Origin of the sequence: Pseudomonas sp. 1D4 (assembly GCF_001728925.1) — a bacterium.
Lineage (GTDB): Bacteria > Pseudomonadota > Gammaproteobacteria > Pseudomonadales > Pseudomonadaceae > Metapseudomonas > Metapseudomonas otitidis.
This window is the reverse complement of record NZ_LXJQ01000026.1, coordinates 40,382-61,119: the sequence shown is the minus strand read 5'-3', so window position 1 is coordinate 61,119 and position 20,738 is coordinate 40,382. Positions and strand designations below refer to the sequence as shown.

The 20,738-nt window shown below is 67.0% G+C and carries 22 protein-coding genes; 19 read left to right on the top strand and 3 right to left on the bottom strand.

Annotated features, from left to right (window positions below; all coding sequences use genetic code 11):
• Positions 1–96 precede the first annotated feature (96 nt).
• The 10 genes from A7D27_RS14910 (at position 97) to A7D27_RS14865 (ending at position 12,839) form a co-directional block, all read left to right on the top strand.
• Positions 97–2,316: a primosomal protein N' gene (locus A7D27_RS14910; protein WP_069562669.1), complete on the top strand. Its 2,220-nt coding sequence runs from the start codon at positions 97–99 to the stop codon at positions 2,314–2,316.
• A 123-nt stretch (positions 2,317–2,439) separates the two neighbouring features.
• A complete protein-coding gene (argS, locus tag A7D27_RS14905) occupies positions 2,440–4,179 on the top strand; it encodes an arginine--tRNA ligase (protein WP_069565337.1) in 1,740 nt (579 codons plus the stop codon).
• 7 nt (positions 4,180–4,186) lie between these two features.
• On the top strand, positions 4,187–4,897 hold the full coding sequence (locus A7D27_RS14900) for an SPOR domain-containing protein (protein WP_069565336.1): 711 nt from the start codon (positions 4,187–4,189) through the stop codon (positions 4,895–4,897).
• 97 nt (positions 4,898–4,994) lie between these two features.
• Positions 4,995–5,525: an ATP-dependent protease subunit HslV gene (gene hslV / locus A7D27_RS14895; RefSeq protein ID WP_069562672.1), complete on the top strand. Its 531-nt coding sequence runs from the start codon at positions 4,995–4,997 to the stop codon at positions 5,523–5,525.
• Between the two features lie 29 nt (positions 5,526–5,554).
• The gene (hslU, locus tag A7D27_RS14890) at positions 5,555–6,892 is read left to right on the top strand and encodes an ATP-dependent protease ATPase subunit HslU (protein WP_044406700.1); all 1,338 of its coding nucleotides are present in this window, start codon (positions 5,555–5,557) and stop codon (positions 6,890–6,892) included.
• A 71-nt stretch (positions 6,893–6,963) separates the two neighbouring features.
• Positions 6,964–7,335, top strand: coding sequence for a gamma-butyrobetaine hydroxylase-like domain-containing protein (locus A7D27_RS14885; protein ID WP_069562673.1), 372 nt, complete (start codon positions 6,964–6,966; stop codon positions 7,333–7,335).
• 289 nt (positions 7,336–7,624) lie between these two features.
• Positions 7,625–9,304, top strand: coding sequence for a class II poly(R)-hydroxyalkanoic acid synthase (gene phaC, locus A7D27_RS14880; RefSeq protein WP_069565335.1), 1,680 nt, complete (start codon positions 7,625–7,627; stop codon positions 9,302–9,304).
• A 152-nt stretch (positions 9,305–9,456) separates the two neighbouring features.
• Positions 9,457–10,314 carry a poly(3-hydroxyalkanoate) depolymerase gene (phaZ, locus tag A7D27_RS14875; RefSeq protein WP_069562675.1) on the top strand — a complete coding sequence of 286 codons (858 nt, stop codon included), beginning with the start codon at positions 9,457–9,459 and terminating at the stop codon, positions 10,312–10,314.
• Between the two features lie 168 nt (positions 10,315–10,482).
• A complete protein-coding gene (gene phaC, locus A7D27_RS14870) occupies positions 10,483–12,165 on the top strand; it encodes a class II poly(R)-hydroxyalkanoic acid synthase (RefSeq protein ID WP_069565334.1) in 1,683 nt (560 codons plus the stop codon).
• 56 nt (positions 12,166–12,221) lie between these two features.
• Positions 12,222–12,839: a TetR/AcrR family transcriptional regulator gene (locus A7D27_RS14865; protein ID WP_069562677.1), complete on the top strand. Its 618-nt coding sequence runs from the start codon at positions 12,222–12,224 to the stop codon at positions 12,837–12,839.
• A 47-nt stretch (positions 12,840–12,886) separates the two neighbouring features.
• Here the strand turns inward: A7D27_RS14865 and A7D27_RS14860 are convergent, their stop codons facing one another.
• The 3 genes from A7D27_RS14860 to A7D27_RS14850 all read right to left on the bottom strand — a co-directional run bounded on the left by A7D27_RS14860 (position 12,887) and on the right by A7D27_RS14850 (position 14,520).
• Entirely contained in the window at positions 12,887–13,681 is a 795-nt protein-coding gene (locus tag A7D27_RS14860) for a phasin family protein (protein ID WP_069565333.1), read from the bottom strand.
• 10 nt (positions 13,682–13,691) lie between these two features.
• Positions 13,692–14,132, bottom strand: coding sequence for a phasin family protein (locus A7D27_RS14855; protein ID WP_069562679.1), 441 nt, complete (start codon positions 14,130–14,132; stop codon positions 13,692–13,694).
• 112 nt (positions 14,133–14,244) lie between these two features.
• Positions 14,245–14,520, bottom strand: a complete 276-nt coding sequence (locus A7D27_RS14850) for a polyhydroxyalkanoic acid system family protein (RefSeq protein WP_044406678.1) — start codon at positions 14,518–14,520, stop codon at positions 14,245–14,247.
• A gap of 127 nt (positions 14,521–14,647) precedes the next feature.
• On the opposite strand from A7D27_RS14850, the gene ubiE reads away from it, so the two are divergent.
• The 9 genes from ubiE to A7D27_RS14805 all read left to right on the top strand — a co-directional run bounded on the left by ubiE (position 14,648) and on the right by A7D27_RS14805 (position 20,693).
• A complete protein-coding gene (ubiE, locus tag A7D27_RS14845; RefSeq protein WP_044406675.1) occupies positions 14,648–15,418 on the top strand; it encodes a bifunctional demethylmenaquinone methyltransferase/2-methoxy-6-polyprenyl-1,4-benzoquinol methylase UbiE in 771 nt (256 codons plus the stop codon).
• Entirely contained in the window at positions 15,418–16,035 is a 618-nt protein-coding gene (locus tag A7D27_RS14840) for an SCP2 domain-containing protein (protein WP_069562680.1), read from the top strand. The genes ubiE and A7D27_RS14840 overlap by 1 nt, the downstream gene beginning before the upstream one ends.
• Positions 16,032–17,627, top strand: coding sequence for a ubiquinone biosynthesis regulatory protein kinase UbiB (gene ubiB / locus A7D27_RS14835; protein ID WP_069565332.1), 1,596 nt, complete (start codon positions 16,032–16,034; stop codon positions 17,625–17,627). Before A7D27_RS14840 ends, ubiB begins: the two co-directional genes overlap by 4 nt.
• A 73-nt stretch (positions 17,628–17,700) precedes the next feature.
• Positions 17,701–18,102 (top strand): phosphoribosyl-AMP cyclohydrolase, encoded by a 402-nt coding sequence (gene hisI, locus A7D27_RS14830; RefSeq protein WP_044406666.1) that lies wholly within the window; start codon positions 17,701–17,703, stop codon positions 18,100–18,102.
• Positions 18,095–18,430: a phosphoribosyl-ATP diphosphatase gene (locus A7D27_RS14825; protein WP_069565331.1), complete on the top strand. Its 336-nt coding sequence runs from the start codon at positions 18,095–18,097 to the stop codon at positions 18,428–18,430. Before hisI ends, A7D27_RS14825 begins: the two co-directional genes overlap by 8 nt.
• Positions 18,431–18,454: 24 nt before the next feature.
• Positions 18,455–18,718, top strand: a complete 264-nt coding sequence (locus A7D27_RS14820) for a twin-arginine translocase TatA/TatE family subunit (RefSeq protein WP_069562683.1) — start codon at positions 18,455–18,457, stop codon at positions 18,716–18,718.
• Positions 18,719–18,724: 6 nt separating this feature from the next.
• Positions 18,725–19,207, top strand: coding sequence for a Sec-independent protein translocase protein TatB (gene tatB / locus A7D27_RS14815; protein ID WP_069562684.1), 483 nt, complete (start codon positions 18,725–18,727; stop codon positions 19,205–19,207).
• Complete coding sequence (gene tatC / locus A7D27_RS14810) at positions 19,204–19,989, top strand: twin-arginine translocase subunit TatC (RefSeq protein ID WP_069562685.1); 786 nt, start codon at positions 19,204–19,206, stop codon at positions 19,987–19,989. Before tatB ends, tatC begins: the two co-directional genes overlap by 4 nt.
• Positions 19,986–20,693: a 16S rRNA (uracil(1498)-N(3))-methyltransferase gene (locus tag A7D27_RS14805; RefSeq protein ID WP_069565330.1), complete on the top strand. Its 708-nt coding sequence runs from the start codon at positions 19,986–19,988 to the stop codon at positions 20,691–20,693. Before tatC ends, A7D27_RS14805 begins: the two co-directional genes overlap by 4 nt.
• Positions 20,694–20,738 lie beyond the last annotated feature (45 nt).

The window sequence follows — 20,738 nt, the reverse complement described above, 5'->3', positions numbered from 1 at the left end:
CGCGGCCTGCAGCGAGCGACGCACGGCACACGCCCCCGCCGCTTGCGACGGGAACGGCATCCCCCTAGCATCCCCGGGCCCCCACCGGAGTTTCCCGTGCCCAGCCCCATCCTGCGACTCGCCCTGCCCTCGCCCCTGCGCCGCCTGTTCGACTACCGCGCCCCTGCCGGCGTCGCCCCGGCCGCCTTGCAGCCCGGCGTGCGCGTGCGGGTGCCGTTCGGTCGCCGCGAAGTCATCGGCGTACTGGTGGAAGTCACCGACCGCAGCGAAGTCCCGGAGGACAAGCTCCGCCCCGCACTCGCCCTGCTGGACCGCCAGCCACCATTGCCGGCACCGCTGTTCCAGCTCTGCCTGTGGACGGCCCAGTACTACCAGCACAGCCTCGGCGACACCCTCAGTTGGGCACTCCCCGTACTGCTGCGCCAGGGCGAACCCGCCGAAGCCCGCCAGGAGCGCTTCTGGCACGCCTGTGAAGGCGCCCGCATCGACGACCCACGCCTGGCCCGCGCGCCACGCCAGCGCCAGGCCCTGGCCATCCTCGCCCAGCACCCCCACGGCGTCGCCCACCAGTTGCTCGCGCAGTTGCAACTGAACAAGGACAGCCTCGACCTGCTGCTGGAAAAGGGACTGGCGCGCGTGGAGACCCGCCGCCACGCCCCCGCACCGCGGCACGAACACTGGCTGGCCCAGGCCGAACTGCCGCTCAACAGCGAACAGCGGGCCGCCTTCGACGCAGTGCAGTCCTCCTTCGGCCAGTTCAACGCCTTCCTGCTCGCCGGCGTCACCGGCAGCGGCAAGACCGAGGTCTACCTGCAACTGATCCGCGAGACCCTGCAGGCCGGCAAACAGGCCCTGGTGCTGATCCCCGAGATCAACCTCGGCCCGCAGACGCTCGAACGCTTCTCCCGGCGCTTCAACGCCCGCGTCGCCCTGCTGCACTCCGCCGTCAACGACCGCGAGCGCCTGGACGCCTGGCTCGCCGCCCGCGATGGCGAGGCCGACATCATCATCGGCACCCGCTCAGCCCTGTTCACCCCCATGAAAAACCCGGGACTGATCATCGTCGACGAAGAACACGACGCTTCCTATAAGCAGCAGGAAGGTCTGCGCTACCACGCCCGCGACCTGGCCATCGTCCGCGCCCGCCAAGAGAACGTGCCGATCCTGCTGGGCTCCGCCACCCCCTCCCTGGAAAGCCTGCAGAACGCCTACGCCGGCCGCTACGGCCTGCTGCGACTGACCCAGCGCGCAGGCGGCGCCCGGCAGCCGCGCTTCCTGCGCCTGGACGTGAAGAGCCGCCCGCTCGACAGCGGCATCTCCGGCCCATTGCAACAAGCCATCCAGCAGACCCTGGAGGCCGGCCAGCAGGTGCTGGTCTTCCTCAACCGCCGGGGCTTCTCGCCCACCCTGCTGTGCCACGATTGCGGCTGGATCAGCCAGTGCCCCCGCTGCGACGCCCGCATGACCCTGCACCAGCGCCATAACGAGCTGCGCTGCCACCACTGCGGCCACGTCCAGCGCCGCCCGGACAACTGCCCCGACTGCGGCAAGGTCGACCTGCGCCCCATCGGCGCCGGCACCGAGCGCGCCGAAGAGCGCCTCGGCATCCTCTTCCCGCAGTTCCCCGTGCTGCGCATCGACCGCGACAGCACCTCGCGCAAGGATGCGATGGCCCAGCTGTTCGGCACCATCAACAAGGGCGAGCCCTGCATCCTCGTGGGCACCCAGATGCTCGCCAAGGGGCACCACTTCCCCCGGGTCACCCTGGTGGCGATCCTCGACGCCGATGGCGGCCTGTTCTCCGCCGACTTCCGCGCCAGCGAGCGCATGGCCCAGCTCATCGTCCAGGTGGCCGGACGTGCCGGCCGGGCGGAGGAACCGGGCCGGGTGATCATCCAGACCCACCTGGCCGACCACCCGCTGCTGGTGCAACTCACCGAAGAGGGTTATTTCGCCTTCGCCGAGCAGGCCCTCTCCGAGCGCCGCGCCGCCGGCCTGCCGCCCTTCGCCCACCTGGCCCTGCTGCGGGCCGAAGCGCACAAGCCCGGGCAGGCCGAAGCCTTCCTCGACAGCGCCTGCGCCGAAGCCGAACAGCAACTGGCCGAGCTGCGCCTCAGCGGCGTCGAGCTGCTCGGCCCCGTCCCCGCCCCCATGGAGCGACGCGCCGGCAAGCACCGCGCCCAGCTGCTGCTCCAGGCCAACAGCCGCGCCACCCTGCACCGCCTGCTCACGCCCTGGTCCCAGGCCCTGGAACAGCTCCCAGGCGGCCGGGCCGTGCGCTGGTCCCTGGATGTCGACCCGATCGACCTGTTCTGACGCGACCCAACGTCACAGACGCCCCCCGGCGCCTGGCGCTTGAAGCGGCAGGCACTGCACGCCGATAATGCGCGGTTTTCAACCAGCGCCACGGCGCCGCCGACTTCCGGCCGAGAGCAGAACATGAAAGACACCATTCGCCAGCTGATCCAGCACGCCCTGAACCGTCTCGCCAGCGAAGGCGTACTGCCCGAAGGCCTGACCCCCACCATCCAGGTGGAAAACACCAAGGACAAGACCCACGGCGACTTCGCCAGCAACATCGCCATGATGCTGGCCAAGCCCGCCGGCCTGAAGCCGCGCGACCTGGCCGAGAAACTGATCGCCGCCCTGCCCCAGGACGACCAGGTGAGCAAGGTGGAGATCGCCGGCCCCGGCTTCCTCAACTTCTTCCAGAACACCCAGGCCCTGGCCCAGCGCCTGGACGCCGCCCTGGCCGACTCCCACCTCGGCGTGCGCAAGGCCGGCCCGGCGCAGCGCGTGGTGGTCGACCTCTCCGCCCCCAACCTGGCCAAGGAGATGCACGTCGGCCACCTGCGCTCCACCATCATCGGTGACGGTGTGGCCCGCGTCCTGGAGTTCCTCGGCGACGAGGTGATCCGCCAGAACCACGTGGGCGACTGGGGCACCCAGTTCGGCATGCTGCTGGCCTACATGCAGGAGCAGCCGGTGGACAGCGATGCCGAGCTGTCGGATCTGGAAGGTTTCTACCGCGCCGCCAAGAAGCGCTTCGACGAGTCCAGCGAATTCGCCGACCGTGCCCGCGAACTGGTGGTCAAGCTGCAGGCCGGCGATGCCGAGTGCCTGCGCCTGTGGAACCGCTTCAACGACATCTCCCTCAGCCACTGCCAGGCCGTCTACGACCGCCTCGGCGTGAAGCTGACCATGGCCGACGTCAAGGGCGAGAGCGCCTACAACGACGACCTGCCCAACGTGGTCGCCGACCTGCGCGCCAAGGGCCTGCTCACCGAAAGTGACGGCGCGCTGTGCGTATTCATGGACGAGTTCAAGAACGCCGAGGGCGACCCGCTGCCGCTGATCGTGCAGAAGGCCGGCGGTGGCTACCTCTACGCCACCACCGACCTCGCCGCCACCCGTTACCGCAGCGGCGTGCTCAAGGCCGACCGCGCCCTCTACTTCGTCGACCAGCGCCAGGCCCTGCACTTCCAGATGGTCTTCGCCGCCGCGCGCCTGGCCGGCTTCGTGCGCCCCGAGTTCGAGATGGAGCACATGGGCTTCGGCACCATGAACGGCGCCGACGGCAAGCCCTTCAAGACCCGCGACGGCGGCACCATCAAGCTCATCGACCTGCTCAACGAGGCCGAAGAGCGCGCCTACGCCCTGGTCAAGGAGAAGAATCCCGAGCTGGACGAGGCCGAACTGCGCCAGATCGCCCGCGCCGTTGGCATCGGCGCCGTGAAGTACGCCGACCTCTCCAAGCACCGCACCAGCGACTACAGCTTCAACTTCGAGCAGATGCTGAGCTTCGAGGGCAACACCGCGCCCTACCTGCTCTACGCCTACACCCGCACCGCCAGCGTGTTCCGCAAGCTGGGCAAGGGCGTCGACGAGATCGGCGGGCAGATCGTCCTCGCCGCCGAGCAGGAGCAGGCCCTGGCCGCCAAGCTCGCGCAGTTCGCCGACATCCTCAACAGCGTCGCCGCCAAGGGTGTGCCGCACATCCTCTGCACCTACCTCTACGACCTGGCCGGCCTGTTCTCCAGCTTCTACGAGAACTGCCCGATCCTCTCCGCCGAGGACGAAGCCACCCAGCAGAGCCGCCTGCGCCTTGCCGCCCTCACCGGTCGCACCCTCAAGCAAGGCCTGGAACTCCTCGGCCTGAACACCCTGGAACGCATGTAACGGACCCATGGCGAAGAAGAAAGCAGCCCCTAAACGCGGAGCCAGCCGCTACCAGGCACCAGCGAAGAAGCCGGTGCCCGGCTGGGTCTGGCTGGCCATCGGCCTGGTCATCGGCGGCTTCGTGGTCATGCTGATGAAGCTCGAACCCGGCCGCGACGACATCCGCCGCGCCAAGCCCGAGCAACAGCAACAGGCCGCCGGCGGCAAGCCCAAGCCCCAGGGCCAGACCCAGCCCGCGCATCCCCCGGCGGAGACCGAGCCGGCCAAGCCGAAGTACGACTTCTACACGCTGCTGCCGGAGTCCGAGGTCATCGTGCCGCCGGACGCCCTGCCCAAGGAGACGCCGGCCACCCCGCCGACACCCCAGCAGCCGGTCACTCCGGAAGAAGCCGCGAAGATCGACAAGGCACGGGCCGAAGCCGCCCTCGCCGGCCAGGTGCCGCCGCCTCCGCCCACCGTGGCCAAGGCGCCCACCACCACCCAGTTCTTCCTCCAGGCCGGCTCCTTCCGCAAGAAGGAAGACGCCGACCGCGTCCGCGCCCAGATCATCCTGCTGGGCCAGAACGTCCAGGTGGAGTCCGGCACCGTGCGCGAGGAAACCTGGTACCGCGTGCTGGTCGGCCCCTTCGCCAGCCGCGAGCAGCTCGCCACCGCACAGAAACAGCTGGCCGGCAGCGGCTTCGGTAATCTCCTGTTGCAACAGCGGCAGGTACGCTGATCGACGAATCACCCCCGCGCGGTTGAAAAGCCGCGCGGGCTCCCCCATCTGGGTTTCCATTCGGGCATTTTCGCCCCGCTGCGTGGAGACTCCTCCCTTGACCACCATCGTTTCAGTCCGCCGCAACGGCAAAGTCGTCATGGGCGGCGACGGCCAGGTTTCCCTCGGCAACACCGTCATGAAAGGCAACGCCAAGAAGGTGCGTCGGCTGTATCACGGCCAAGTGCTGGCCGGCTTCGCCGGTGCCACCGCCGATGCCTTCACCCTGTTCGAGCGCTTCGAAGGCCAGCTGGAGAAACACCAGGGCCACCTTGTGCGGGCAGCCGTGGAGCTGGCCAAGGACTGGCGTACCGACCGTTCCCTGAGCCGCCTGGAAGCGATGCTGGCCGTAGCCAACAAGGACGCCTCGCTGATCATCACCGGCAACGGCGACGTGGTCGAACCCGAGCACGGTCTGATCGCCATGGGCTCCGGCGGCGGTTTCGCCCAGGCCGCGGCCACCGCCCTGCTGCAGCGCACCGACCTCTCCGCGCGGGAAATCGCCGAGACCGCCCTGAACATCGCCGGCTCCATCTGCGTGTTCACCAACCAGAACCTGACCATCGAGGAGCTGGAGAGCGCCGAATGAGCGCCACGTCCAGCCCCGGAGCGACATCCATGTCCATGACCCCCCGCGAGATCGTCCACGAACTCAACCGCCACATCGTCGGCCAGGAAGACGCCAAGCGCGCCGTCGCCATCGCCCTGCGCAACCGCTGGCGGCGCATGCAGCTGCCCGCCGAGCTGCGGGCCGAGGTGACGCCGAAGAACATCCTGATGATCGGCCCCACCGGCGTCGGCAAGACCGAGATCGCGCGCCGCCTGGCCAAGCTGGCCAACGCCCCGTTCATCAAGGTCGAAGCCACCAAGTTCACTGAAGTGGGCTACGTCGGCCGCGACGTCGAGTCGATCATCCGCGACCTGGCCGATGCCGCCGTGAAGATGATGCGCGAGCAGGAGATCCACAAGGTCCGCCACCGCGCCGAAGACGCCGCCGAGGAGCGCATCCTCGACGCCCTGCTGCCGCCGGCGCGCAGCGGCTTCGGCGACGAGCCGCAGCGCGAGGACACAAACACCCGCCAGTTGTTCCGCAAGCGCCTGCGCGAAGGCCAGTTGGACGACAAGGAAATCGATATCGAAGTGGCTGAGAACCCGGCCGGCGTCGAGATCATGGCCCCGCCCGGCATGGAGGAGATGACCAGCCAGCTGCAGAACCTGTTCTCCAACATGGGCAAGGGCAAGCGCAAGAGCCGCAAGCTCAAGGTCAAGGACGCGCTGAAGATGGTCCGCGACGAGGAGGCCGCGCGCCTGGTCAACGAGGAAGAACTCAAGGCCCGCGCCCTGGAAGCCGTGGAGCAGAACGGCATCGTCTTCATCGACGAGATCGACAAGGTCGCCAAGCGCGCCAACGTCGGTGGTGCCGACGTCTCCCGCGAGGGGGTGCAGCGTGACCTGCTGCCGCTGATCGAAGGCTGCACCGTCAACACCAAGCTCGGCATGGTCAAGACCGACCATATCCTGTTCATCGCCTCCGGCGCCTTCCACCTCGCCAAGCCCAGCGACCTGGTGCCCGAGCTGCAGGGGCGTCTGCCGATCCGCGTGGAACTCAAGGCCCTCTCCCCGGAAGACTTCGAGCGCATCCTCACCGAACCCCATGCCTCGCTCACCGAGCAGTACACCGCACTGCTGAAGACCGAGGGCCTGAACGTCGAGTTCGCCCCCGAGGGCATCAAGCGCCTGGCCGAGATCGCCTGGCAGGTCAACGAGAAGACCGAGAACATCGGTGCCCGTCGCCTGCACACGCTACTGGAGCGCCTGCTGGAGGAAGTCTCCTTCAGCGCCGGCGACCTGGCGGCCCAGCACGAGGAGGCACCGATCCGCATCGACGCCGCCTACGTCAACGGCCACCTGGGCGAGCTGGCCCAGGACGAAGACCTGTCGCGCTACATCCTCTAAGCTGTGCGACACACTCGCGTGCCAGCCGCGGCATCCCGCCCGGCTGGCCGCCCCGGTCCGGAGCCCTGCCCATGCGCATCCCCACCGCCATCGCACTACACAAGGCATCCCGCACCCTGGTGCTCAGTTACGGCACTGAACGCCACAGCCTGCCCGCCGAATTCCTCCGTGTGCATTCCCCCTCCGCCGAGGTGCAGGGCCACGGCCATCCGGTGCTGCAGTACGGCAAGCAGAACGTCGCCCTGGTGAAGGTCGAACCCGCCGGCAACTACGCCCTGAAGCTGACCTTCGACGACGGCCACGACAGCGGCCTGTTCACCTGGGATTACCTCTACGAACTCGCCACCCGCCAGGACGAACTCTGGAAGGACTACCTGGCGCAGCTCCAGGCCGCCGGGCGCTCCCGCGACCCCGACGAAAGCGTCGTCCGCCTCATGCTCTGAAGCAGTGCAGGCCCTGGCACATCCTGGCCAGGGCACATGTGGTTAGAGCGCATTTTCTAGATCCCGCCGCCATACTCTTCGCCGCACGCCAGCCCCAGGGCCAGCTTGCGCATTCACCTAAACTCGGGTAACCAGAACTGGCAGGTTCCATGCATTTGGCAACCGAAGGTTCACAGAAACAGGCGAAGTTCTCTTCGCACCCCCGGTAACCCGAGCAGTACCAGGCCACGCTTAACTGTCCCGCACAGCAGTTCGCCGGTATCCGTCTCAGGACAATGGAGCGTCGTAGATGAGCAACAAGAACAACGAAGACCTGCAGCGACAAGCCTCGGAGAACACCCTGGGCCTGAACCCGGTGATCGGCATCCGTGGGAAGGATCTGCTGACCTCCGCACGCATGGTCATGCTGCAGGCCGTCAGGCAGCCCTTCCACAGTGCCAAGCATGTCGCCCGTTTCGGCGTCGAACTGAAGAACGTGCTGCTCGGTTCCTCCGACCTGCACCCCGAAGCGGACGATCGCCGCTTCAACGATCCGGCCTGGAGCCAGAACCCGCTCTATCGCCGCTACCTGCAGACCTACCTCGCCTGGCGCAAGGAACTGCACCAGTGGATCGAGCACAGCAACCTGTCCGAGTCCGATACCAGCCGCGGCCACTTCGTGATCAACCTGATGACCGAGGCCATGGCCCCCACCAACACCATGGCCAACCCGGCGGCGGTCAAGCGCTTCTTCGAGACCGGCGGCAAGAGCCTGCTCGACGGCCTCTCCCACCTGGCCAAGGACCTGGTCAACAACGGCGGCATGCCGAGCCAGGTGAACATGGAGGCCTTCGAGGTCGGCAAGAACCTCGCCACCACCGAAGGCGCCGTGGTGTTCCGCAACGACGTGCTGGAGCTGATCCAGTACAAGCCCATCACCGAGCAGGTGCATGAACGCCCGCTGCTGGTGGTGCCGCCGCAGATCAACAAGTTCTACGTCTTCGACCTTTCCCCGGAGAAGAGCCTGGCGCGCTTCAACCTGCGCAACGGCATCCAGACCTTCATCGTCAGCTGGCGCAACCCCACCAAGGCCCAGCGCGAATGGGGCCTGTCGACCTACATCGAGGCCCTCAAGGAAACCATCGAGGTGGTGCTGAAGATCACCGGCGCCAAGGACCTCAACATGCTCGGCGCCTGCTCCGGCGGCATCACCACCGTCGCCCTGCTGGGTCACTACCAGGCCATCGGCGAGCAGAAGGTGCACGCCTTCACCCAGCTGGTGAGCGTGCTGGACTTCAACCTCGACACCCAGGTCGCGCTGTTCGCCGACGAGCAGACCCTCGAAGCCGCCAAGCGCCGCTCGTACCAGTCGGGCGTGCTCGAAGGCAAGGACATGGCCAAGGTGTTCGCCTGGATGCGGCCCAACGACCTGATCTGGAACTACTGGGTGAACAACTACCTGCTGGGCAACGAGCCGCCGGTGTTCGACATCCTCTACTGGAACAACGACACCACGCGCCTGCCCGCCGCCTTCCACGGCGAGCTGGTGGAGATGTTCAAGACCAACCCCCTGACCCGGCCCGACGCGCTGGAAGTCTGCGGCACCCCGATCGACCTGAAGAAAGTCACCTGCGACTTCTTCTGCGTAGCCGGCACCACCGACCACATCACCCCCTGGGAAGCCTGCTATCGCTCGGCCCGCCTGCTGGGTGGCAAGTGCGAATTCGTGCTGTCCAACAGCGGTCACATCCAGAGCATCCTCAACCCGCCCGGCAACCCCAAGGCGCGCTTCTCCACCGGCAGCGACATGCCCGCCGACCCGAAGGCCTGGCAGGAGAACGCCACCAAGCACGCCGATTCCTGGTGGCTGCACTGGCAGACCTGGCTGGCCGAGCGCTCGGGCAAGCTGAAGAAAGCCACGCCGATCCTTGGCAACAAGGCCTACCCGGCCGGCGAAGCGTCCCCGGGAACCTATGTCCACGAGCGCTGATCGCGCCCTGCGCGCATCGTCGCCCCGGCACCCGGACGTGCCGAACCGGCTCGCCGCCCGAATGGGCGGCGGCCTGAGCCGGCTAATCCCCGGCAGTCCAGGCGGAGCCCCTGCCGGCGCCGCACGCCGTATCCACCCATAGGGGCTCGCGCATGCCGCAACCTTTCGTCTTCCGCACCATCAACCTCGATGGCCAGACCATCCGCACCGCCGTCCGTCCGGGCGGCGATCACCTGACACCACTGCTGATCTTCAACGGCATCGGCGCTAACCTCGAACTGGTGTTCCCCTTCGTCCAGGCGCTGGACCCGGACCAGGAAGTGATCGCCTTCGACGTCCCCGGCGTCGGCGGTTCCTCCACCCCCAGCACACCCTACCGCTTCCCCGGCCTGGCCAAGCTGGCAGCGCGGATGCTGGACTACCTCGACTACGGCCAGGTCAACGCCATCGGCGTGTCCTGGGGGGGCGCGCTTGCCCAACAGTTCGCCCATGACTACCCCGAGCGCTGCAAGAAGCTGATCCTCGCCGCCACCTCCGCCGGCGCAGTGATGGTGCCCGGCAAGCCCAAGGTGCTGATGCGCATGGCCAGCCCGCGTCGCTACATCCAGCCGTCCTACGGCGTGCACATCGCCCCCGATATCTACGGCGGCGCCTTCCGCCGCGACCCCGGCCTGGCCATGGCCCACGCGAGCAAGGTGCGCTCCTCCGGCAAGCTCGGCTACTACTGGCAACTGTTCGCCGGCCTCGGCTGGACCAGCATCCACTGGCTGCACCGCATCCGCCAACCCACCCTGGTGCTGGCCGGCGATGACGACCCGATCATTCCGCTGGTGAACATGCGCCTGCTGGCCTGGCGTATTCCCAATGCGGAACTGCACGTGATCGACGATGGCCACCTGTTCCTGGTGACGCGCGCGGAAACAGTTGCGCCGATCATCATGAAATTCCTGGCACAGGAACGGCGGCGGGCAGTCATGCACCCCAAGCCGCTGCTGCCCCGCACACCCTGAGCCGAATCGTGCCCCAGGACGGGGCCCTTTCCTACCCGAGCGCCGGCACGGTGCAGCCCGCCCAAACTTGAATTTCCCGGGAACTGGTCTGGAATGCACCTGTCGTGCTCGTGGTACGAGCCTTGCTGACCCTCCATGACGATGGACTGATTACGGAGTGTTGCCCCCATGCGAGAGAAAAAGGACTCGGGCGCCTTGCCGGTCCCCGCTAACCTCATGAACGTGCAGAACGCCATTGTCGGCCTCCGAGGCAAGGATCTCGCCTCGACCGTCCGCACCCTGGCCGTGCACAGCGCCAAGCGCCCGGTGCACAGCGCCCGCCACCTGCTCAAACTGGGCGGCAAGCTCGGGCGGGTGCTGCTGGGAGACACACCCTACACCCCCAACCCGCAGGACGCCCGCTTCGCCGACCCGTCCTGGCAGCTCAACCCCTTCTACCGGCGCGGACTCCAGGCCTACCTGGCCTGGCAGCAGCACCTGATGGAATGGATCGACGACAGCGAGCTATCCCCTGACGACCGCACCCGCGCGCGCTTCGTGCTGTCGCTGCTCAGTGATGCCATGGCCCCGTCCAACAGCCTGCTCAACCCGCTGGCGGTGAAGGAACTCTTCAACACCGGCGGCCTCAGCCTGATAAACGGTGCGCGCCACCTGTTCGACGACCTGCTGCACAACAACGCCATGCCCAGCCAGGTCAGCAAACATGCTTTCGAAGTCGGGCGGAACCTGGCCACCACCCCGGGTTCAGTGGTGTTCCGCAACGAAATGCTGGAACTGATCCAGTACAAGCCGATGAGTGAGAAGCAGTACCTCAAGCCCCTGGTGATCGTTCCCCCGCAGATCAACAAGTTCTACATCTTCGACCTGACGCCGGAGAAGAGCTTCGTCCAGTACGCCCTTAAGAACGGCCTGCAGGTGTTCGCCATCAGCTGGCGCAACCCCGACGCACGTCATCGCGAGTGGGGCCTGTCCAGCTACGTGCAGACCCTGGAGGAAGCCACCGATGTGTGCCGCGCCATCACCGGCAGCAAAGACCTCAACCTGGTCGGCGCCTGCGCCGGCGGCCTGACCATCGCCGCCCTGCAAGGCCACCTGCAAGCCAAACGGCAGTTGCGCAAGATCAGCAGCGCCACCTACCTGGTCAGCCTGCTGGACTCTCAAGTGGAAACGCCGGCCGCGCTGTTCGCCGACGAGCAGACCCTTGAAGCCGCCAAGCGCCGCTCCTACCAGGCCGGCGTGCTGGATGGCCGCGACATGTCGAAGATCTTCGCCTGGATGCGCCCCAACGACCTGGTGTGGAACTACTTCATCAACAACTACCTGCTGGGTCGCCAGCCACCGGCCTTCGACATCCTCTACTGGAACAACGACAACACCCGGCTGCCGGCCGCCATGCACGGCGACATGCTCGACCTGTTCAAGCACAACCCGCTGACCCGCCCCGGCGCGCTGGAAGTGTGCGGCACGCCGATCGACCTAAAAAAAGTCACCGTCGACAGCTTCAGCGTGGCCGGCATCAACGACCACATCACCCCGTGGGAGTCGGTCTATCGCTCCACACTGCTGCTGGGGGGTGAGAGCCGCTTCGTGCTCTCCAACAGCGGCCACATCCAGAGCATCCTCAACCCACCCGGCAACCCCAAGGCCACCCACCTGGAGAACCCCACCCTCAGTTCCGACCATCGCGCCTGGTACTACGACGCAGAGAGCGTCGCCGGCAGCTGGTGGCCGAAATGGCTGGAGTGGGTCCAGGCTCGTTCGGGCGAGCAGCGGGAAACCCAGGTGGCACTGGGGAACCCGGACTACCCGCCGATGGAGGCCTCGCCCGGTACCTACGTGCACGTGCGCTGAACAGGAAGTCGCCGGGCCCGGTGGGCGGGTCCGGCAGAACAGAACAAGAAGGCAGGATGAAAACCCGCGACCGCATACTCGAATGCGCCCTGGCGCTGTTCAACCAGGAGGGCGAACCCAACGTCACCACCCTGGAAATCGCCACCGAGCTGGGCATCAGCCCCGGCAACCTCTACTACCACTTCCACGGCAAAGAGCCGCTGGTGATGGCGTTGCTGGAGCGCTTCCAGGCCGAGACCGAGCCCCTGCTCGACCCGCCGGATGGCGCCCGGCTGGACGTGGAGGACTACTGGCTGTTCCTGCACCTGATCGTCGAACGGGTGGCGCGCTACCGCTTCCTCTTCCAGGACCTGTCCAACCTCGCCGGGCGCCTGCCCAGGCTCGCACGCGGCATGCGCCACTGGCTGAACGCTCTCAAGCGAACCCTGGCCGCCTTGCTGGCCCGCCTGAAGGCCGACGACCAACTGGTGAGCGACACCCCCGCCCTGGGGCAACTGGTGGAGCAGATCACCCTCACCCTGCTGTTCTCTCTGGACTACCAGCGCATCCTCGGCAACGGCGCCGGCGAGAGCCAACTGGTTGTTTTCCAGATCATGATGCTGGTGGCACCCCACCTGCGCCCGGAGGCGCGGATGGCGGTCGAAGGCCTCGCCCGTCGCTACCTGGAAGCCTGAAACGAGAACGCCCGGCACGAGCCGGGCGTTCAAGTGACCTGGGGTGATCAGGCCTGGGGTGTTGCTGCACTCGATGCCTCTGCAGCAGCCGGAGCCGGTGCTGCCGGAGCAGTGGGTGCAGCAGCCGGGGCCGGAGACGCCGCTTTTGCCGGAGCCGGCTTCTTGGCCGGTGCCTTCTTCGCAGCCGGTTTCGCAGCCGGTTTCGCAGCAGCAGGCTTGGCTGCAGGTTTCACAGCAGCCGGCTTGGCGGCGGGCTTCGCAGCCGCGGGTTTCGCGGCCGGCTTGGATGCGGCGGCTTTCGCCGGAGCAGCCTTGGCGGCAGACTTGGCCGCCGGTTTCGCAGCAGGCTTAGCGGCCGGCTTGGCTGCAGCAGCCTTTGCCGGGGCTGCCTTGGCTGCCGGCTTGACCGCCTTGGCGGAAACACCGGTCAGCTTCTCGATCTGCTTGGTCAGGGCCTCGACCTTGCCGTGCAGCTCCTTCACTTCGTTGCGGCTGGGCACGCCCAGGCGGGAGATGGCGCTGTTGAGACGCTTGTCGAAGGCCTCTTCCAGCTCGTTCCACTTGCCGAGCGCCTTGTCCTTCACTTCATCGACCCGGGACTTGGCCGAATCCACGCGCGAACCGACACGGGACTTGACGGCATCGACCTGCTTGTCGACTTCGGTCTTGGCCTGCTTCTCGGCCTTCTCGCCATCCTTGACCAGAGTGTCGAACAGCTTGGTGCCGTCGTTGCTGATCTTGGAATAGGCCCCGAGGCCCGCCAGCCAGATCTGGCGCGAGTATTTCTCGATCTCGCCGATCCAGGAGTTGGTTTCTTTTGCGGTTTTCTTCTTACCAGCCATCCTGCTCTCCTTATTTGGTTCGCGCGACGTGTTCGAGCAATGCGCTCAACTCGTCGAGCTTAGCAGAGAGTGCCTCAACGTCCTGGCGGGAGGGAATCCCGAGGCGATTGAGGGCCACTGCCACACGGTTGTCGAATGCTTTCTCGATGCGATCGATCTGGACCTCGACCTTTTCCTTCACGCCCGCCACGCTCTCGAGCACGCTGCCCTTGACCGAGTCGAGCTGGCTGTTGGCCGCCTCGACGCCGGCATCGACGCTCTTGCGGCTGCGCTTCTCAACCCCTTCGCCGGCCTTGACCAGTTCACGCAGGTAGTCGACGCCTTCCTGGCCAGCCTTGGCGTAGGCGCCCAGGCCTGCCAGCCAGATCTTCCTGGCATAGAGGCGTACGTCGGAAAGAACGGGGGTCTTCTCTACTTCGACTTTCTTCTTGGCGGTGGCTGCCTTGGCCATGGTGCACCTCACGCGGATTGTGGGGGGACTTGCCCGGAATCGGGGCTTGGGGTGCACGTTAGCCAGGAAATTTAGAAACCGCATACTAGCCGCAGGACGGGTGCAACCGCCGTCAGGCCAGGTACTCGTCCAGCGCCTTCTCGATCTCGCGCTTCACGCTGCCGCCCATGGCCGACAGCAGCAGGCCCAGCTTCACCTCGACATTGACCCTGTCGTCGCTGACCTCGATGCGCCCATCAGCCCCGCTACGGCTGAACTCCAGGGTGTCGCCGCGCCACTGGTAACGCACGTCGTACTCACGCGCCAGGCGCTCGGCGAGCTGCTCGGCCTTCTCCCGCACGGCGGCTTTTCCGAGCTGGTGGGAACGTTCGACGTGGATGCGTGCCATGGGTGTCTCCGGACTGCGACTTAAGGTCGCGCGACTATAACAGGCCACTCCAGGCGTCGGGCGCAGCCCAAGACAAACCAGGCCGACAAGCCTAGAATGGCCGCCAATTCTATTCCGGGGCAGCGACATGAACGAACCGCGCAAAGGCCACGACGCCGAACCCACCACCCACTTCGGCTATCAGAACGTGCCGGAGAGCCAGAAGGCCGCCAAGGTCGCCGAAGTGTTCCACTCGGTGGCCGCCAAGTACGACCTGATGAACGACCTGATGTCCGGCGGCGTCCACCGGCTGTGGAAGCGCTTCACCATCGAGCTGTCCGGCGTGCGCCCGGGCAACCGCGTGCTGGACATCGCCGGCGGCACCGGCGACCTCACCCGCCAGTTCTCCCGCCTGGTCGGCCCCACCGGTGAAGTGGTACTCGCCGACATCAACGCCTCCATGCTCCAGGTCGGCCGCGACAAGCTGCTGGACAGCGGCGTCGCCGGCAACGTCAGCTTCGTCCAGGCCGATGCCGAGAAGCTGCCCTTCCCCGACAACCACTTCGACGTCGTCACCATCGCCTTCGGCCTGCGCAACGTCACCCACAAGGACGCCGCCCTGCGCTCCATGCTGCGCGTGCTCAAGCCCGGTGGCCGCCTGCTGGTGCTGGAGTTCTCCAAGCCCACCAGCAACCTGCTGAGCAAGGCCTACGACGCCTACTCCTTCACCCTGCTGCCGCTGATGGGCAAGCTGATCACCAACGACGCCGAGAGCTACCGCTACCTGGCCGAATCGATCCGCATGCACCCCGACCAGGAAACCCTCAAGGCCATGATGGTGGAGGCCGGGTTCGAGCGGACCACCTTCCACAACATGACCGGCGGCATCGTCGCCCTGCATCGCGGCATCAAGCCCTGATGCTCACCCAGGCCCTGCTGGCCGGCGCAGAACACGGCCTCAACCGGGTCCTGCGCCTCGACGCCACCGCCCTGCCCCGGCTGTCCCGGCTGGAAGGCAAGGTGATCCGCATCGACTGCCAGGGCCCCGCACTGGAGCTTTACCTGCTGCCCGGTGGCGACGGCCTGGTACTCGCCGCCCACTGGGCCGCACCGGCCGACTGCACCCTGCGCGCCCCCGCCGCGAGCCTGCTACGCCTGGCCCTGAGCAAGGAGAAGACCGCCGTCCTGCACCGCCCCGAGGTGGAGCTGGAAGGTGACAGCGCCGCGCTCATGGAGTTGGCCTCGGTGCTGCAGGACCTGGAGCTGGACTGGGAATACGAAGTCTCCCGCTGGCTCGGCCCGGTGGGCACCCAACTGCTCGCCGGCCACCTGCGCAGCCGCGCCGGCTGGGCCGGGCAGAGCCTGGACAGCCTGCGCCAGAACCTCGCCGACTACCTCGCCGAGGAATCCCGCACCCTGGTGGGCCAGCGTGAAGCGGAAGCCCGCTTCGCCGAACTGGACCGTCTCAAGATCGATCTCGACCGTCTCGAAGCCCGCATCGGTCGCCTGACCCGGAAAAGTCCCCCAGACGCATGAAGCTGCTCGCCGTCCGCCGCCTGTTGCGCATCCAGAGCGTGGTCATCCGCTACCGCCTCGACGACCTGATACTCGACCTCCCGCTGCCCTGGTGGCTGCGCATGCTCGGCTGCCTGCTGCCCTGGCGCTGGTTCCCCCGGCGCGACCTGCAGCTGACCCGTGGCCAGCGCCTGCGCCTGGCCCTCGAAGGCCTCGGGCCGATCTTCATCAAGTTCGGGCAGTTGCTCTCCACCCGCCGCGACCTGCTGCCGCCGGACATCGCCGACGAGCTGGCACGCCTGCAGGACCAGGTCCCCCCCTTCGACCCCGAACAGGCCGTGCGCCTGATCGAAGAGCAGCTGGGTGCCCGCATCAGCGACGTCTTCACCCGCTTCGACGTCGCCCCGCTGGCCTCCGCCTCCGTGGCCCAGGTCCACGCCGCGCGCCTGAAGAGCGGCGAAGACGTGGTGGTCAAGGTGGTGCGCCCCGGCCTCAAGCCGGTGATCCGCCAGGACCTCGCCTGGCTGTTCCTCATCGCCCGCCTGGCCGAACGCCTCTCCAGCGATGCCCGCCGCCTGCGCCCGGTGGAAGTGGTCAGCGACTACGAGAAGACCATCTACGACGAACTCGACCTGCTGCGCGAAGCGGCCAACGCCAGCCAGCTTCGGCGCAACTTCGAAGGCTCGCCGCTGCTCTACGTGCCCCAGGTCTACTGGGACTGGTGCCGCCCCAAGGTGCTGGTGATGGAGCGCATCTACGGCGTCCCGGTCACCGACCTGGCCACCCTCGCCGACCAGCGCACCGACCTCAAGCTGCTGGCCGAACGTGGCGTGGAGATCTTCTTCACCCAGGTGTTCCGCGACAGCTTCTTCCACGCCGACATGCACCCCGGCAACATCTTCGTCAGCACCCGCCAGCCCTGGAACCCGCAGTACATCGCCATCGACTGCGGCATCATCGGCAGCCTCACCCCCGAGGACCAGGACTACCTCGCGCGCAACCTCATCGCCTTCTTCAAGCGCGACTACCGCCGCGTCGCCCAGTTGCACATCGACTCCGGCTGGGTCCCGGCGGAAACCCGGGTGAACGACTTCGAAGCGGCCATCCGCACCGTCTGCGAACCCATCTTCGAGAAGCCGCTCAAGGACATCTCCTTCGGCCAGCTGCTGCTGCGCCTGTTCCAGACCGCACGCCGCTTCAACATGGAAGTGCAGCCGCAACTGGTGCTGCTGCAGAAGACCCTGCTCAACATCGAAGGCCTCGGCCGCCAGCTCTACCCCGACCTCGATCTCTGGAGCACCGCCCAGCCCTACCTGGAACGCTGGATGCGCGAGCGCGTCAGCCCCAAGAGCCTGCTGTCCAACCTGCAGGCCCAGGTCGAGCAGGTGCCGCACCTGGCCGGCATGACCCGCGACCTGCTGGAGCGCATGAGCCAGCCCCACGCCAGCGACCCGCCACCGCCCTGGCGCCGCGCCAGCGACGGCCTCGCCCCGCGCCTGATCGGCGCCGCCCTGCTGGTGGGCGCGGCCAGTGCCGGCCTGGAGCAGCACCTCGCCGCCTGGCCGGCCTGGCTGATGCTGGCCAGTGGTCTGTATCTCGTACTTCGCCGATAGCCAAGGCCGCGCCAGCGCTGGCACACTACTGCCCCCGGCCGGGCCCGCACCCGGCCTGCTCGTGGAAACCGACATGAACGACTGGCTGGAAGACATCCACTGGAACGCCGACGGCCTGGTCCCGGCCATTGCCCAGGACCACAAGACCGGACGTATCCTGATGATGGCCTGGATGAACCGCGAATCCCTGGCCCTGACCGTCGCCGAGAACCGTGCCATCTACTGGTCACGCTCGCGCGGCAAACTCTGGCGCAAGGGTGAGGAATCCGGCCATGTGCAGAAGCTCCACGAGTTGCGCCTGGACTGCGACGCCGACGTCATCGTGCTGATGGTCGAGCAGATCGGCGGCATCGCCTGCCACACCGGCCGCGAAAGCTGCTTCTACCGCGTCTACGAGAACGGCGGCTGGAAGACCGTCGACGCGGTCATCAAGGACCCCGACGCGATCTACCACGCAGGACATGCACATGAGTGACACCCTTTCCCGCCTCGCCGAGGTGCTCGAAGCCCGCAAGCATGCGCCGGCCGACTCCTCCTACGTGGCCAGCCTGTACCACAAGGGGCTGAACAAGATCCTCGAGAAGGTGGGCGAGGAATCGGTTGAAACCATCCTGGCCGCCAAGGATGCCGCCACCAGCGGTGACTACAGCGACCTGATCTACGAAACTGCCGACCTCTGGTTCCACAGCCTGGTCATGCTCGCCGCCCTCGGCCAGCATCCCCAGGCCGTACTGGACGAACTGGAACGTCGCTTCGGCCTGTCCGGGCACGCTGAAAAAGCCGCCCGCCAGCCTTCCGCCTAACGAATCGATACGCAGGAGCAAACCATGGGTATTTTCGACTGGAAACACTGGGTGGTCATTCTGATCGTCGTCGTCCTGGTCTTCGGCACCAAGCGCCTGAAGAACCTCGGCTCCGACGTCGGCGAAGCCATCAAGGGCTTCCGCAAGGCCATGAACACCGAAGAGGAGCAGAAGGCCGAGCAGCCCCAGCAGCCCGCGCCCCAACAACCGGCCGCCCCGCTGAACCAGCCGCACACCATCGACGGCCAGGCACACAAGGTCGAAGAGCCGACTGTGCGCAAGGACTGATGCGCCATGTTCGGCATCAGCTTTGGTGAATTGCTGCTGATCGGCCTCGTGGCCCTGCTGGTGCTCGGCCCCGAGCGCCTGCCCGGGGCTGCCCGCACGGCCGGCCTGTGGATCGGCCGCCTGAAACGCAGCTTCAACGCCATCAAGCAGGAAGTGGAGCGCGAGATCGGCGCCGACGAAATCCGTCGCCAACTGCACAACGAGCAGATCATGGCGATGGAACGGCAGATCAAGGAAAGCATCGTGCCCCCGAGCCTGGAGAACCTGCTGGCCGACCCGACGCCGAGTGACGAGGCCAACGAGGCCCCGCCCACCCCTGCCGCACCGCAGCCGGCTCCGACACCCGCGCCGGCTGCCAGCAGCGGCACCCCGCCGCCGGTTGCCAAGCCGGTGTCCAGCCCAGCACCTGCCGCACCGGTCGCCACCCCGGTGGCGACACCGCTGGCTGCCCCGACCGCCGAACCGCAACAGCCGCCCCGCACCCTATGAGCGACCAGAAGCCGGAATACGACCAGGAGATGCCCCTGGTCTCGCACCTCGCCGAACTGCGCACCCGCCTGCTACGTTGCGTTGCCGCAGTGTTCCTGATCTTTGCCGGGCTGTTCTACTTCGCCCAGCAGATCTACACCCTCGTCTCCGCGCCGCTGCGCCAGTACCTGCCGGAAGGCGCGACGATGATCGCCACCGACGTGGCCTCGCCGTTCCTCACCCCGTTCAAGCTGACCATGGTGGTGGCGCTGTTCCTCGCCATGCCGGTGATCCTGCACCAGATCTGGGGCTTCATCGCCCCCGGCCTGTACAAGCACGAGAAGCGCGTGGCCATGCCCTTGCTGGTGTCCAGCATCGTGCTGTTCTACTCCGGGATGGCCTTCGCCTACTTCCTGGTGTTCCCACTGATCTTCCACTTCTTCGCCAGTGTCACCCCCGAAGGGGTGTCGATGATGACGGACATCGCCAGCTACCTCGACTTCGTCATGACGCTGTTCTTCGCCTTCGGCGTCGCCTTCGAGATCCCCGTCGCGGTGGTGCTGCTGATCTGGATCGGCGTGGTCGACGTCGCCTACCTGAAGAAGATCCGCCCGTACGTGATCATCGGCTGCTTCGTGGTCGGCATGATCCTGACCCCGCCGGACATCTTCTCCCAGACCCTCCTGGCCGTACCCATGTGGCTGCTGTTCGAGGTCGGCGTGTTCTGTGGCGGCCTGGTGCGCCGGCGCAACGACACGCCGGAAAGCGAGCCCGAAGACCAGCCGCCCGCCACCCGCCCGTGAACCTCCTGCTGCTGGAAGAGGGCGACTTCGTCGCCCCCGGCCACGCACTCCTGCGTGGCCGCCGACTCAAGCACCTGCACGACGTGCACCGCGCCGAAGCCGGCGACAGCCTGCGGGTCGGCCTGCTCGGCGGCGCCATGGGCGAAGGCCGGCTCATCGTCCTTGAGGCCGACCACGCCGAACTGCAGGTGAGCCTCGACCAGCCGCCGCCGGCCAAGCTGCCGCTGACCCTGCTGCTGGCCCTGCCACGCCCGAAGATGCTCCGCCGCGTGCTGCAGACCGTCGCCACCATGGGCGTCCCGCGCCTGGTACTGCTCAACAGCTACCGGGTCGAGAAGAGCTTCTGGCAGACCCCCTTCCTCGAACCCGCCGCCATCCGCGAGCAACTGATCCTGGGCCTGGAACAGGGCCGCGACACGGTGCTCCCCGAGGTGGTCATCGAGAAACGCTTCAAACCCTTCGTCGAAGACCGCCTGCCCGCCCTTGCCGCCGGCACCCGTGCTCTGGTCGGTCACCCCGGCCCCTGGCCCGACTGCCCGCGTGCCGTGGAAGGCCCCGTCACCCTCGCCATCGGCCCCGAAGGCGGCTGGATCCCCTACGAAGTCGAGAAGCTGCAAACCACCGGCTTCGAAGCGGTGCAACTGGGCGAACGCATCCTGCGGGTCGAGACGGCGGTCACCGCCCTGCTCGCCCGCCTGTTCTGAGGACGCCCTTCAAGCGCCACGGCGACCCGTCGATAACCTCCCACC

Excerpts from the sequence above, each read along its gene's own strand:
- argS (WP_069565337.1), top strand. The coding sequence starts at position 2,440 with ATGAAAGACACCATTCGCCAGCTGATCCAGCACGCCCTGAACCGTCTC.
- A7D27_RS14900 (WP_069565336.1), top strand. The coding sequence starts at position 4,187 with ATGGCGAAGAAGAAAGCAGCCCCTAAACGCGGAGCCAGCCGCTACCAG.
- hslU (WP_044406700.1), top strand. The coding sequence starts at position 5,555 with ATGTCCATGACCCCCCGCGAGATCGTCCACGAACTCAACCGCCACATC.
- A7D27_RS14885 (WP_069562673.1), top strand. The coding sequence starts at position 6,964 with ATGCGCATCCCCACCGCCATCGCACTACACAAGGCATCCCGCACCCTG.
- phaC (WP_069565335.1), top strand. The coding sequence starts at position 7,625 with ATGAGCAACAAGAACAACGAAGACCTGCAGCGACAAGCCTCGGAGAAC.
- phaZ (WP_069562675.1), top strand. The coding sequence starts at position 9,457 with ATGCCGCAACCTTTCGTCTTCCGCACCATCAACCTCGATGGCCAGACC.
- phaC (WP_069565334.1), top strand. The coding sequence starts at position 10,483 with ATGCGAGAGAAAAAGGACTCGGGCGCCTTGCCGGTCCCCGCTAACCTC.
- A7D27_RS14865 (WP_069562677.1), top strand. The coding sequence starts at position 12,222 with ATGAAAACCCGCGACCGCATACTCGAATGCGCCCTGGCGCTGTTCAAC.
- A7D27_RS14860 (WP_069565333.1), bottom strand. The coding sequence starts at position 13,681 with ATGGCTGGTAAGAAGAAAACCGCAAAAGAAACCAACTCCTGGATCGGC.
- A7D27_RS14855 (WP_069562679.1), bottom strand. The coding sequence starts at position 14,132 with ATGGCCAAGGCAGCCACCGCCAAGAAGAAAGTCGAAGTAGAGAAGACC.
- A7D27_RS14850 (WP_044406678.1), bottom strand. The coding sequence starts at position 14,520 with ATGGCACGCATCCACGTCGAACGTTCCCACCAGCTCGGAAAAGCCGCC.
- ubiE (WP_044406675.1), top strand. The coding sequence starts at position 14,648 with ATGAACGAACCGCGCAAAGGCCACGACGCCGAACCCACCACCCACTTC.
- A7D27_RS14840 (WP_069562680.1), top strand. The coding sequence starts at position 15,418 with ATGCTCACCCAGGCCCTGCTGGCCGGCGCAGAACACGGCCTCAACCGG.
- ubiB (WP_069565332.1), top strand. The coding sequence starts at position 16,032 with ATGAAGCTGCTCGCCGTCCGCCGCCTGTTGCGCATCCAGAGCGTGGTC.
- hisI (WP_044406666.1), top strand. The coding sequence starts at position 17,701 with ATGAACGACTGGCTGGAAGACATCCACTGGAACGCCGACGGCCTGGTC.
- A7D27_RS14825 (WP_069565331.1), top strand. The coding sequence starts at position 18,095 with ATGAGTGACACCCTTTCCCGCCTCGCCGAGGTGCTCGAAGCCCGCAAG.
- A7D27_RS14820 (WP_069562683.1), top strand. The coding sequence starts at position 18,455 with ATGGGTATTTTCGACTGGAAACACTGGGTGGTCATTCTGATCGTCGTC.
- tatB (WP_069562684.1), top strand. The coding sequence starts at position 18,725 with ATGTTCGGCATCAGCTTTGGTGAATTGCTGCTGATCGGCCTCGTGGCC.
- tatC (WP_069562685.1), top strand. The coding sequence starts at position 19,204 with ATGAGCGACCAGAAGCCGGAATACGACCAGGAGATGCCCCTGGTCTCG.